The organism is Microbacterium sp. SORGH_AS_1204 (assembly GCF_030818935.1).
Lineage (GTDB): Bacteria > Actinomycetota > Actinomycetes > Actinomycetales > Microbacteriaceae > Microbacterium.
In genome coordinates, this window is sequence record NZ_JAUTBD010000001.1 from 1,771,591 (window position 1) to 1,784,008 (window position 12,418).

General features: G+C 71.2%; 14 protein-coding genes. 3 read left to right on the plus strand and 11 right to left on the minus strand.

Annotation, left to right across the window (positions count from 1 at the left end; translation table 11 throughout):
- Window positions 1–10 precede the first annotated feature (10 nt).
- Window positions 11–406, plus strand: coding sequence for a TAXI family TRAP transporter solute-binding subunit (locus tag QE410_RS08070; protein ID WP_307334406.1), 396 nt, complete (start codon window positions 11–13; stop codon window positions 404–406).
- A 121-nt stretch (window positions 407–527) separates the two neighbouring features.
- Here the strand turns inward: QE410_RS08070 and rsfS are convergent, their stop codons facing one another.
- The 9 genes from rsfS to rplU form a co-directional block, all read right to left on the minus strand.
- The gene (rsfS, locus tag QE410_RS08075) at window positions 528–905 is read right to left on the minus strand and encodes a ribosome silencing factor (RefSeq protein WP_058231515.1); all 378 of its coding nucleotides are present in this window, start codon (window positions 903–905) and stop codon (window positions 528–530) included.
- Window positions 902–2,011, minus strand: coding sequence for a hypothetical protein (locus QE410_RS08080; protein ID WP_307330285.1), 1,110 nt, complete (start codon window positions 2,009–2,011; stop codon window positions 902–904). Before QE410_RS08080 ends, rsfS begins: the two co-directional genes overlap by 4 nt.
- On the minus strand, window positions 2,008–2,604 hold the full coding sequence (nadD, locus tag QE410_RS08085) for a nicotinate-nucleotide adenylyltransferase (RefSeq protein WP_058231513.1): 597 nt from the start codon (window positions 2,602–2,604) through the stop codon (window positions 2,008–2,010). The genes QE410_RS08080 and nadD overlap by 4 nt, the downstream gene beginning before the upstream one ends.
- Before the next feature lie 10 nt (window positions 2,605–2,614).
- Window positions 2,615–2,839 (minus strand): hypothetical protein, encoded by a 225-nt coding sequence (locus QE410_RS08090; protein WP_058231512.1) that lies wholly within the window; start codon window positions 2,837–2,839, stop codon window positions 2,615–2,617.
- Between the two features lie 50 nt (window positions 2,840–2,889).
- Entirely contained in the window at window positions 2,890–4,149 is a 1,260-nt protein-coding gene (locus tag QE410_RS08095; RefSeq protein ID WP_307330290.1) for a glutamate-5-semialdehyde dehydrogenase, read from the minus strand.
- A gap of 4 nt (window positions 4,150–4,153) precedes the next feature.
- Window positions 4,154–4,990, minus strand: a complete 837-nt coding sequence (gene proB, locus QE410_RS08100) for a glutamate 5-kinase (RefSeq protein ID WP_307330292.1) — start codon at window positions 4,988–4,990, stop codon at window positions 4,154–4,156.
- The gene (obgE, locus tag QE410_RS08105; protein WP_307330297.1) at window positions 4,987–6,531 is read right to left on the minus strand and encodes a GTPase ObgE; all 1,545 of its coding nucleotides are present in this window, start codon (window positions 6,529–6,531) and stop codon (window positions 4,987–4,989) included. Before obgE ends, proB begins: the two co-directional genes overlap by 4 nt.
- A gap of 92 nt (window positions 6,532–6,623) precedes the next feature.
- Entirely contained in the window at window positions 6,624–6,884 is a 261-nt protein-coding gene (gene rpmA / locus QE410_RS08110; protein ID WP_055836932.1) for a 50S ribosomal protein L27, read from the minus strand.
- 18 nt (window positions 6,885–6,902) lie between these two features.
- Complete coding sequence (gene rplU / locus QE410_RS08115; protein ID WP_055836929.1) at window positions 6,903–7,211, minus strand: 50S ribosomal protein L21; 309 nt, start codon at window positions 7,209–7,211, stop codon at window positions 6,903–6,905.
- A 212-nt stretch (window positions 7,212–7,423) separates the two neighbouring features.
- Here rplU and QE410_RS08120 point away from each other — a divergent pair, with 212 nt between their 5' ends.
- Window positions 7,424–7,699, plus strand: coding sequence for a DUF4031 domain-containing protein (locus tag QE410_RS08120; protein ID WP_307330299.1), 276 nt, complete (start codon window positions 7,424–7,426; stop codon window positions 7,697–7,699).
- A gap of 271 nt (window positions 7,700–7,970) precedes the next feature.
- Here QE410_RS08120 and QE410_RS08125 read toward each other — a convergent pair whose 3' ends face one another.
- Window positions 7,971–10,727 (minus strand): Rne/Rng family ribonuclease, encoded by a 2,757-nt coding sequence (locus tag QE410_RS08125; RefSeq protein WP_307330302.1) that lies wholly within the window; start codon window positions 10,725–10,727, stop codon window positions 7,971–7,973.
- Between the two features lie 320 nt (window positions 10,728–11,047).
- Between QE410_RS08125 and QE410_RS08130 the strand changes: the two genes are divergently transcribed.
- Complete coding sequence (locus QE410_RS08130) at window positions 11,048–11,644, plus strand: vitamin K epoxide reductase family protein (protein WP_307330305.1); 597 nt, start codon at window positions 11,048–11,050, stop codon at window positions 11,642–11,644.
- Window positions 11,645–11,998: 354 nt separating this feature from the next.
- Here QE410_RS08130 and ndk read toward each other — a convergent pair whose 3' ends face one another.
- A complete protein-coding gene (gene ndk / locus QE410_RS08135; RefSeq protein WP_058231506.1) occupies window positions 11,999–12,415 on the minus strand; it encodes a nucleoside-diphosphate kinase in 417 nt (138 codons plus the stop codon).
- Window positions 12,416–12,418 lie beyond the last annotated feature (3 nt).

Here is a 12,418-nt window from a genome sequence, read left to right on the forward strand (position 1 = left end):
GCGGGGCCGCATCGACGCCCTCTTCTGGTCGGGCGGTGTGCCGACGCCCCAGATCGCCGAGCTCGCCGACCGCACCTCGATCCGCGTGCTCGACACGACGCCGGTGCTGCCGGCACTCCTGCGCCGCTACCCCGACGCCTACGTGTCGACCACGATCCCCGCGGGCGTCTACGGCGCAGACGCGCCCGTCCCCGCGATCGGTGTCGCCAACCTGCTGCTCGCCCACCCCGACCTCGACGACGACCTCGCCCGGCGGCTCGTCGACGTGCTCATCGACGACGCTGCCCGTCTCGTGCCGCCCGGCTCGCTCGGCATCCAATATCTGACGCCGGCGAGTCTGATCGACACGGTTCCGGTGGCGCTGCACCCCGCCGCCGAGCGACGCTACCGCGAGCGGTACGGCTGACGACGCTGGCTGATCCGGCGTGCGCCGCGCGGGTGCCCGCGCGAGATGCCGCCCTCGCCGGGACAGCCGCGACGACGAACGCCCCCGGCTGGAACGGCCGAGGGCGTACGAAGCGGGTGTATCAGTCGGCCGTCGCCGGCGTCGGGATCTCGAGGGGCACGACGGGACAGTCTTTCCACAGGCGCTCCAGGCCGTAGTAGACGCGCTCCTCTTCGTGGAAGACGTGCACGACGAGGTCGCCGAAGTCGAGCAGCACCCAGCGGGACTCCTGACGGCCCTCGCGGCGCAGACGCTTGTGGCCGGCCTCGAGCAGTTTCTCTTCGACCTCGTCGGCGATCGCGGCGACGTTGCGCTCGTTGCGACCGGTGACCAAGAGGAAGACGTCGACGAGGGGAAGCGGCTCCGACACGTCGAGGGCGACGAGGTCGTCGCCGCCCTTCGCGTCGGCGGCGAGGGCGGCGATCTGCGCCATCTCTTTGCCGTTGGTGGTGGCGGTCATCGGAAGACTCCTGTCGTGAAGGCGAGGCCGAGAGTGACGGCCACCCCCAGTGCGAGAACGCCCGTGGTGATGATGAGGGCGATGAGGAGCTTGCTCCCCTTCTCGGGTGCCGGGGGGCGGATGATCTCGCCGGGTTGCTTGACGGTGCTGATCGCGGCGCTCGCGGCGATCGGGGTTGGTGACGAGGCGGCGGGGAGTTCCCCGTCGAGGAGGACGGCGTCGGCGTCGCGTCCGTCGGTGGTGCCGGGGGCGTGCCCGACGGAGCCGAGCCCCTCGGGAAGGTCGAACGTGCCCGTGATCATGATCTCGCCGGTGGCGTTGACGGGGCCGACGAGCGGCACACCGGCCGGCGTCTGCGACAGGATCAGGGAGTTCGGGGTCGAGACGGTTCCCGTCGCGCCCGTGGTGCGGGACAACAGCTGGTCGAACGACGCGGGCAGAGTGACGTCGGGCGTCGCGCCCTCGAGCAGCTCGGAACCGAGCGCGGGATTCACGACCGACGCCGCGGGGGTGTCGACCGGCGCGGGCTCCTCTGCCGCCGCCGGGCGGAAGATGGCCGGCAGCGACGATTCGTCGTGCGTCGTCGAGGTGCCGACGAGTGAGGGAGAGGGCTCGAGGTCGGGGCTGATGACGGGCACGGATGCCGTGCGGATCTTCTCCTGCGCGCGCGCCTGCCGGCGCGTGAGCCCGGCGACGCCCAGGTCTGCGGAGGCATCGGGGTACGACCCGAAGGCGGCGGGCGACGCGGAATCGTCGGTCGGGGCGGGACGCTTCGCGGAGGCGGCGCCCATGCGCGGCGCGTGGGTGGACGGCTGTTCGCCGGGCGTCTGCCGCGCATCGGCCCCGGGCACCGCCTCGATGACGGACGGCGCGTCGGCCTGGGCGGCGGGGGCCTCGGGTGCGGGGGCCTCGGGCTCGGGTGCGGGGGCCTCGGGCTGGGGTGCGGCGGCGGGGGCCTCCGCAGCGGGTGCCTGGGGCTCGGCGGCGGGCTCGGCCTCGGCTGCCTGCATCTGCGGCGTGATGATCGGCGTCGCGCCGGTCTGACGCAGCTCGCGCAACTGACGGCGGGTCAGGGCGGGCGTCTCGGGGGTGTCGGGAGTGCTCATGCCTTGCTCCGGTAGAGATGGTGCTTCGCGATGTACTGCACGACGCCGTCGGGCACGAGGTACCACACCGGGTGTCCTCGGCGCACGCGGGCGCGGCAGTCTGTGGACGAGATCGACAGGGCGGGGATCTCCAGTTGGCTCACGTTCTCGGAGGGAAGGCCCTCGGTGTTCAAGACGTGCCCGGGGCGGGAGACGGCGACGAAGTGCGCCAGATCCCACAACTGCTGATGGTTGCGCCAGCTCAGGATCTGCGCGACCGCGTCGGCGCCGGTGATGAAGAACAGCTCGGCACCGGGGCGCTGCTGTTTCAGGTCGCGCAACGTGTCGATCGTGTAGGTCGGGCCCGCGCGGTCCACGTCAACCCGGCTCACGGTGAACTGCGGATTGGATGCCGTCGCGATCACCGTCATGAGGTAGCGGTGCTCGCTCTCGGTGACGTCGTCTTTCTGCCACGGGCGGCCCGTGGGGACGAACACCACCTCATCGAGGTCGAACGACTGCGCGACCTCGGACGCAGCGACCAGGTGACCGTGATGGATGGGATCGAACGTCCCACCCATGACCCCGATGCGAGGGGCGCGCGTCACCGACATATGGTGGGCCTCAGTGGCCGTGCGCCTCGGGGACGGGAGTGCCGTGCTTCTGCGTGTAGGCCTCGGCCTTGTGCGCGTGACGGTTGGCCACGTTGCGGTACGACAGCGTGACCAGGCTCAGGCACACGAAGACAACGAACGCCACGGCACCGATCCAGAACGTCTCGGCCTGCACGTTGCCGCCGTGGTGACCGCCCTCTTCAGCGGCGTGGGCGAGAAGCGTGGCGAAAGTCATCAGTACTCCGTTCGAGTGGTCTGCGCGGCGCGCAAAGCCATTTTAGGCGGTCAGGCGCGGACCTGGCCGTCGCCGCGCCCGAGCCACTTGGTGCTCGTCAGCTCGGCGAGACCCATGGGGCCGCGGGCGTGCAGTTTCTGGGTCGAGATGCCGACCTCGGCGCCGAAGCCGAACTCGCCCCCGTCGGTGAAGCGGGTGGACGCGTTGACGAGCACCACGGCCGAGTCGACCTCGGCGAGGAAGCGGTCGGCCGCGGCCTGGTCGGCGGTCACGATCGACTCGGTGTGGTGGGTCGAGAAGCGGCGGATGTGGGCGAGAGCGTCGTCGAGATCGTCGACGACGCGTACGGCGAGGTCGAGCGTGCCGTACTCGCGAGCCCAGTCGTCGTCGGTGGCGGCGACGACGCGCTCGTCGTGCGCGCGGGTCGCCTCGTCACCGTGCACGGTGACACCGGCATCCGACAGGGATGCCAGCAGCTCCGGCAGCAGACGGTCGGCGGCCCCGCGGTGCACGAGCACGGTCTCGACGGCGTTGCACACGCTCGGACGCTGGGTCTTGGCGTTGAGGACGATGTCACGGGCCCAGTCGTCGCGGGCGGTCGCGTCGAGGAAGACATGCACGACACCCGCACCCGTCTCGATCACCGGCACCGTGGACTCGGTGACCACGGTCTCGATGAGCCCGGCGCTCCCACGGGGAACGAGCACATCGACGAGTCCGCGGGCGTTCATGAGGGCGCGGGCTCCCTCGCGACCGAAGTCGTCGACGCTCTGGACGGCCTCGGGCGAGACCCCCTGCGCCTGCAGGGAATCGCGCATGACGGCGACGAGCACCGCATTGGTGCTCTGCGCCGCCGATCCCCCGCGCAGCACGACGGCGTTGCCGGAGCGCAGCGCCAGCGCGGCGATGTCGACCGTGACGTTGGGCCGCGCCTCGTAGATCGATCCGACCACACCGAACGGCACCGCGACCTTCTGCAGGCGCAGCCCGTTGGGCAGGGTGCGCTCGTCGAGCACGCGCCCGACCGGATCGGGCAGCACGGCGACGTCGCGCACGGCGGCGGCCAGCGCGGCCACGCGCTTGTCGTCGAGACGTAGACGGTCGAGCAGCGCCTCGCCGATGGCATCCGCCCGACCGCGTTCGAGGTCTTCGGCGTTGGCCGCGACGATGTCGTCGGAGCCGGCGATCAGCGCGTCGGCGACGGCGAGCAGCAGCGCGCTCTTCTGCGCGGAATCGAGCAGGGCGATCTCGCGCGCCGCGTCTTTCGCCAGACGCAGGCGCTCGTCGACGGAGGCGGCGATGACGGTCATGCGCTCAGTGTACCGGCGCGCCCACGGCACCCACGGGACCGGTGGCGAGGGTGACAGGATCGGGGTTGGGGGCGAACCACGTGCCGACGGACTCGCCGGCGAGGGCGGATGCCACCAGATCGGCGCTCGTGACGAGCACGCCCACACCGGCGGTCGAGGCGAGCTTCGCGGCGGAGGCCTTGGTGGCCGCTCCCCCGGTGCCCACGCCGTTGACGACGCCCGCGCCGAACTCGAACTCCGACAGGTCGTGACCCCACTCCACGTCGGTGATGGGGCGCGCACCCGGCTCGCTCGGGGGGCGGGTGAAGAGCGTCTCGATGTCGCTCAGGAGCACCAGGGCGTCGGCGCCGATGAGCTGGGCGACCAGGGCTGCGAGGCGGTCGTTGTCGCCGAAGCGGATCTCGTGGGTCGCGACGGTGTCGTTCTCGTTGACGATCGGGAGGATGCCGAGACCCAGCAGGCGCTCCATGGCACGCCGGGCGTTGGAGCGGTGCGTGGCGTTCTCGAGGTCGCCGGCGGTGAGCAGCACCTGACCCGCGAGCAGACCGAAGCGGTCGAGTGATGTCTGATAGCGCCACATGAGCACGTTCTGGCCCACGGCGGCCGCGGCCTGCTGAGTGGCCAGGTCGTTCGGGCGTCCCCCGAGATCGAGCAGCGGCAGGGCGGTCGCGATCGCACCCGACGACACCAGCACCACCTCGGTGCCGGCGCCGTGCGCGCGCGAGAGCGCCTCGACGATGGTGTCGATGCGGTGCGCGCCGTCGCCGCTGATCGACGACGAGCCCACCTTCACCACGACGCGGGCCGCGCCGGGGATGTCGGCGCGGGTCTCGGCGGTCACCGGGCGTCGTCCTCGTCGGCGAGCACCGTCGAGTCGCCGTCGGGGGTGATGCCCGCGGCGCGCGCGGCCCGACGCTCGGCCTCGAGTTCGGCGCGGGCCGCCGCCTTGGCATCCATCCGCTCGTGGTACTGCTCGCGGCGCTCCGAGGAGGTGCGGCGAGAGTTCTGCACGAGCCGCGGGTCGGTGCCGCGCGGGGCGGTCATGAGTTCGGCCGCCGAGGTGAGCGTGGGCTCCCAGTCGAAGACGATGCCGTCGCCGGGGCCGATGACCACGGTGGCGCCGGCGACCGCACCGGCCTTGAACAGGCCGTCTTCGACGCCGAGGCGTGCGAGACGGTCGGCGAGGTAGCCCACGGCCTCCTCGTTCTGGAAGTCGGTCTGCTGCACCCACTTGACGGGCTTCTCGCCGAGGATCCGGTAGACCGGGCCGTACGTCCCGCCCTCGACCTTGATCTCGAAGTCTTTCTCGGCACCCTTCGGGCGGATGACGATGCGCTCGGTCGGAGCGTCGTCGATCGTGGCGGTGCGGTGCTGTTCGACCACGTCGGCCAGCGCGAACGTCAGCTCGCGCAGACCGGAACGGCTGACCGTGGAGATCTCGAACACGCGGAAGCCGCGGGCCTCGAGATCGGGGCGCACGAAGTCGGCGAGCTCGCGCGCCTCGGGGACGTCGACCTTGTTGAGCGCGACGATCTGCGGGCGCTCGAGCAGCGGCGTCTGCCCCTCGGGCACCGGGTAGGCGCCGAGTTCGGCGAGGATGACGTCGAGGTCGCTCAGCGGGTCGCGTCCCGGGTCGAGGGTGGCGCAGTCGAGAACGTGCACGAGGGCCGTGCAGCGTTCGACGTGGCGCAGGAACTCCAGGCCCAGACCCTTGCCCTCGCTCGCGCCCTCGATCAGGCCGGGAACGTCGGCGATGGTGAAGCGCACGTCGCCGGACTGGACGACGCCGAGGTTGGGGTGCAGCGTCGTGAAGGGGTAGTCGGCGATCTTGGGGCGCGCCGCCGACACGGCGGCGATGAGGCTCGACTTGCCCGCCGAGGGGAAGCCCACCAGCGCGACATCGGCGACGGTCTTGAGCTCGAGGACGACGTCGCCCTCCCAGCCGGGGGTTCCCAGCAGCGCGAAGCCGGGGGCCTTGCGCTTGGGTGACGCCAGCGACGCGTTGCCCAGGCCGCCGAGGCCGCCCTGCGCGGCGACGAAGCGCATGCCGGGGGTGAGCATGTCGACGAGCACGGTGCCGTCGGGGTCTTTCACGACGGTGCCGAGCGGGACGGGCAGCTCCTGGTCTTCACCGAGGGCGCCCGAGCGGTGGTCGCCCATGCCGAAGCCGCCGTTGCCCGCCGAGCGGTGCGGCGAGTGGTGGTACGACAGCAGCGTCGTGACCTGCGGGTCGGCGACGAGCACGACGTCGCCGCCGCTGCCGCCGTTGCCGCCGTCGGGACCGGCCAGAGGCTTGAACTTCTCACGGCGCACCGAGACGCAGCCGTTGCCGCCCTTGCCCGCACGCAGGTGCAGGGTGACGCGGTCGACGAAGGTGACCATGGCGGGTCCTTCCGGGTGTGGCCGGCGAGGCCGACGAGAAAAAGAAGAGGGGGTGGGCAGCGCCCACCCCCTCGTGCGCCGAAGCGCGGGAATTACTCCGCTGCGGCGGTGACGATGTTGACGACCTTGCGGCCGCCCTTCGCGCCGAACTGGACCGCACCGGGGGCCAGGGCGAACAGCGTGTCGTCGCCACCACGGCCGACGTTGGCGCCGGGGTGGAAGTGCGTGCCGCGCTGGCGGACGATGATCTCGCCGGCGAGGACGACCTGACCGCCGAAGCGCTTCACGCCGAGGCGCTGTGCGTTGGAGTCACGACCGTTACGGGTGGAGCTTGCGCCCTTTTTGTGTGCCATCTCTGCGTCTCCTGGCTCTTACTTGATGCCGGTGATCTTGACGCGCGTGAGGTCCTGACGGTGGCCCTGGCGCTTCTTGTAGCCGGTCTTGTTCTTGAACTTCTGGATCACGATCTTCGGACCGCGCTCCTCGCCGAGCACCTCGGCCGTGACCGAGACCTTCGCGAGCTTGTCGGCGTCGGTCGTGACCGCGTCGCCGTCGACGAACAGGACGGCGGGCAGCTGGATGCTCTCGCCGATCTTCGCCTTCTGGCGGTCGAGCACGACGACCGTGCCGACCTGGACCTTCTCCTGGCGGCCGCCGGCGCGCACAACTGCGTAAACCACTTCACACCTGTTTCATTCGGGAGCGCGGGGCTCCGGTTGTCTGATGACGTTGGGAGGGTCTGATGACCCAAGTCTCGGTGCGATCCGGCCGACGAAAGTCAGCGGGGTCACGCTCCCGTAGGGCGGACGCGACGCACCAAGGGTCAAGTTTAGCTCACCGGGCGGCATCCGGCAAAAGCATCCGACCCGCGTGTCGATCGTAGGATCGCGGGATGGCGATCCTCATCGATGACCCGCAGTGGCCTGCGCACGGACGCCTGTGGGCGCACCTGGTGAGCGACAGCGACCTCGACGAGCTGCACGCCTTCGCCGCCGCGACGGGAATCCCCCGCCGCGCGTTCGACCGCGACCACTACGACGTGCCCGACGAGCGCCATGCCGATTTGGTCGCGGCCGGCGCCGAGCACATCGGCGGCAAGGAGCTCGTGCGTCGTTTGCGTGCCTCGGGCCTGCGCATCACCGCGCGGGAGCGCCGGGGCGGCGTCTGAGGGAATGCCGCGGCCGTCGGCGCTGGCTGCGCCCGCCCAGCGCGGGGCGCGGCCGCGCGGCGGGGCACCGCGGCGCGTCGGGGCACCGCTGGCCGCGATAAACGCTATCCGCGGGGGGAAACGCGCCGACGATGTGTGTTCCCCCGCGGATGGCGTTTATCGACAGATGGACGCCACGTTGCGGCATCCGTCTGTCCTCACGGAACGGCTGAGGTGCCGGCATCCGTCGTCCCATCGAGGGGACGCCGGACCCCGGCACCTCGCACGCCTCTTACGCCTCGGAGGGCGGCTGCGCGTTGACCGGGGTGCCGGTGAGGGCGGCCGTCGTGACGCGGCGGCGCGAGCGCCCCTGACCGGGCGCCTTCGGCTCGGGGAGCGCCTCGAGCACCGATTCCAGTAGCGCGTCCTTCTCGGTGCGCGGCGCCTTCGGCTCGCGCTTCTTGCGCGGACGCTTCTCGCGCGCCGGGGCCGGCGCCTCGTTCTCGGTCTTGGCGTCGAGCACGGCCTCGACGGATGCCACGACAGCCGCCTCGACGACGGCGGGGTCGTCGATGCTCGGCTTGACGGTGGATGCCGCGATCTGCGCGAGCGCCGACTTCACGCCCTCGGTGATGACGTGCGTGCCGCCGTTCGGGGCCGCCGCGGCGCCGTTCTGGCCGCCGTTCGCGGTGGATGCCGATGCGCCGTTCGTCGAGCCGCCGTTGCCTCCGCGTCCGCGACGGTTGGAGGAGCCGTTGCCGTTTCCGCCACCGTTCGGGGAGCCGGTGGGCCGGTGCTTGACCACGGGGTCGTGGTGCACGACGACGCCGCGACCGGCGCACACCTCGCACGCCTCGCTGAAGGTTTCGAGCAGTCCGAGACCGAGCTTCTTGCGGGTCATCTGCACGAGACCCAGCGAGGTCACCTCGGCGACCTGGTGCTTCGTGCGGTCGCGGCTGAGGCACTCGATGAGGCGGCGCAGCACGAGGTCGCGGTTGGACTCGAGGACCATGTCGATGAAGTCGACGACGATGATGCCGCCGATGTCGCGCAGGCGCAGCTGGCGCACGATCTCTTCGGCCGCCTCGAGGTTGTTCTTGGTGACCGTCTCTTCGAGGTTGCCGCCCGAGCCGACGAACTTGCCGGTGTTGACGTCGACGACGGTCATGGCCTCGGTGCGGTCAATGACGAGCGATCCGCCGGAGGGCAGCCAGACCTTGCGGTCGAGGGCCTTCTCGATCTGCTCGGTCACGCGGAAGGCGTCGAACGGGTCCTGCTCGCCCTCGTACTTCTCGACCCGCTCGAGCAGGTCGGGCGCGACGCCCTGGAGGTAGCTCGAGATCGTCTGCAGCGCTTCGTCGCCCTGGATGAGCATGCGCGTGAAGTCCTCGTTGAAGACGTCGCGCACGATCTTGACCAGCAGATCGGGCTCGGAGTGCAGCAGCGACGGGGCCTGGATCGTCTTGACCTGGCTGGAGACGTGCTCCCACTGCGAGGTGAGGCGCTGCACGTCGAGCGTCAGCTGCTCCTCTGTCGCGCCCTCTGCCGCCGTGCGGACGATGACGCCCGACGACTCGGGCAGCACCTCTTTGAGGATCTTCTTCAGGCGGGCGCGCTCGGTGTCGGGGAGCTTGCGCGAGATGCCGTTCATCGTGCCGTTGGGCACGTAGACGAGGTAGCGGCCGGGTAGCGAGATCTGGCTCGTCAGGCGAGCGCCCTTGTGGCCCACGGGGTCTTTCGTGACCTGCACGAGCACGCGGTCGCCCGACTTGAGCGCGAGCTCGATGCGTCGCGGCTGGTTGTTGGTCTCGACGCCGTCCCAGTCGACCTCGCCGGAGTAGAGCACCGCGTTACGACCGCGGCCGATGTCGACGAACGCCGCCTCCATGCTGGGCAGCACGTTCTGCACACGGCCGAGGTAGACGTTGCCGATGAGCGAGGCGTCCTGATTGCGGGCGACGTAGTGCTCGACGAGCACGTTGTCTTCGAGCACGGCGATCTGGATGCGACCGGCCTTGGAGCGCACGACCATGACGCGGTCGACGGCCTCGCGGCGTGCGAGGAACTCGGCCTCGGTCACGACGGGGCGACGGCGTCCGGCCTCGCGGCCGTCACGGCGACGCTGCTTCTTGGCCTCGAGACGCGTCGAGCCCTTGATGCGCTGCGGCTCGGTGATGACCTCGACGGCGCGCTGGCGAACGGGCGCGGCGGGCGCGTCGTTCTGCTCGACGGGGGCCGCATCGCTGCCGCCGCGGCGGCGGTTGCGGCGGCGGGCATTGGCCGACCCGCGCTCGGCGGGGCCGTCGTCGTCGCGGTCGTCGCGGTCGAAGTACGTCTCGCGGGCGGGGAGGGGCGGCAGCTCGGGCGCGTAGAAGTGCAGCGCCGTCGTCACGGCCGAGACGAAGTTCTCCGGCAGCAGTCCGAGCGAGACCGCCGTCGGGCGCGCCGGCTTCTGCGGCTCGGCGGGGACTTCGGGCTCGGCGGCCGCCGCGGGCTCGGACGGAGCCTCGGTTGCGGCGGCAGCCTTCGTGTCCGTGGTCGACGCCGGCTCGGCCGAGGCGTCGGTGTCGGACTCCGTGGCGGCCGTCGATTCGCTCGCCGCCGCGTCGTCGGCACCGGATGCCACGGGGGCGACCTCGGCATCGACGACGCTCGTCAGGGCTGCGTCGTCGCCCGCGGGCAGGTCAGCGGCCTCGACCGCCGGTGCGCCAGCGGCTTCGGACGCCGCGTCGGACGACGGAGCATCCGTCGCCGCCTCGGCGTCAGCGGATGCGGGGGCGTCACTCTCTGCGGGCGTCGTCGCGTCGTCGGCGGCGGGCGTCTCGTCGCCGCCGGCCGGTGCGGCATGGGCCGCGAGCACCGCGGGCTCCTGGGTGTCGTCGGCAGCGGCCTCGACGGCATCCTGAACCGCCGCCTCTTCCTCGTCGACCGAGCCGGCATCGGTGTCGGCCGGAGCCTCCGTGGGAGCCGTGGTGTCGGGCGCCTGTGCGTCGGGGGTGTCGGGCGTCGTCTCGTCGGCGGGGGTCTGATCGTCGGTCACATCGGCCATATCGGGGTTTCTCCCTGGCGGGCGACACCGCGCGTCGCCCGACGAAATCTCATGCGGCGCCGCACCCGGCGGGGCCGCGAACTCATTCGGTCTGCAGCAGGCCTGTGGCGCGTGCTGCGAAGGGCGGTCATCGCCCGAAGTCTTCTGGTGATGTTCCTGCAGCGCGGCCGCGGTCACATCAGCCTTCATTATCGCACGGACCGGCGTCACGACCAGCGGACGCGTCCGTTCGCCGTCCGCGGAACGCCCTCGGCGCTGCCGTCCGGTGCGGATGCCGCGCCCTCAGCGACCCCGAAACCGCGCGGTGGCAGGATTGCGGCATGAGCGAAACCGTCACCCCTCGTCGCCCGATCGTCGTCGCGGTCTGGCTGATCTTCGCCGGCGTGATCGGCTGGTGGGCGGCGTTCTCCCTGACGATGGAGCGCTTCCACCAGCTGCAGAACCCGGGCGAGGCGGCATCCTGCGACTTCAGCGTGCTCGTGCAGTGCTCGACCAACCTGCAGTCCGCGCAGGGAGCGGTCTTCGGTTTCCCCAACCCGATCATCGGCCTCGGCGCGTGGATCGCCCCGATCGTCGTCGGAGCCGCGCTCCTGGCCGGTGCCCGATTCGCGCGGTGGTTCTGGGCCCTGTTCTGGCTCGGCTTCGCCTTCGCCCTGTCGTTCGTGATCTGGCTCATCGCGCAGAGCCTGTTCGTGCTGTCGACCCTGTGCCCGTGGTGCATGGTGACGTGGTCGGTGGTGATCCCGTCGTTCTTCGTCGTGACGCTGCACGTTCTGCGCGAGGGCGTCCTCCCCGGCGCGCGGGTCCGCGAGGTGGCGGACCGCCTCTTCGTGTGGGTGCCGCTGATGACGATCGTCGCGTTCGCCGTCGTCGCGGTGCTGGCGCAGGTGCGCCTGAACGTGCTCGCGCAGTTCTGATCCCGCGGGTTCGACGGCCGAGGTCCCTGAGCCTGTCGAAGGGACCGGTCTCACGCGCCGGGCCCGAATTCGGCGGTCTGCGCGAGCTCCGCCCGCCCCGGGTGCGACTGCCCTGACACCGACTTCGTACCCACAGCCCCCCGCGACATCGGAGGCCGTGCACAACCTCAGCGATGTGCACGAACTCCGCCCGATGGCCCCGGATGCCACTGATGTGACGCACATCACTGACTTTGTGCGCGGACTCCTGGAGGGTCGGCCTCCGCTCAGGGCCTCAGCGATTCCCGCCGGCCACCCTGCGCACCGACGAAGGCCGTCACCCTCATGGGGTGACGGCCTTCACGGCATCCGGGGTCAGGCGAACCAGATCGCGAGCTCGCGCTCGGCGGACTCGACGCTGTCGCTGCCGTGGACGAGGTTCTGCTGCACCTTCAGGCCCCAGTCGCGGCCGAAGTCGCCGCGGATCGTGCCGGGGGCGGCGGTGGTGGGGTCGGTGGTGCCGGCCAGCGAGCGGAAGCCCTCGATGACGCGGTTGCCGGCGAGGCGGATGGCGACGGAGGGGCCGGAGAGCATGAACTCCAGCAGCGGCTCGTAGAACGGCTTGCCCTCGTGCTCGGCATAGTGCCGGGCGAGGGTCTCACGGTCGGGCTCGACGAGGCGGATGTCGACGAGGGCGTAGCCCTTCGCCTCGATGCGGGCGAGGATCGCACCGGTCAGTCCGCGGGCGACGCCGTCGGGCTTGACCAGGACGAGGGTCTCTTCGGTGGCCATGGG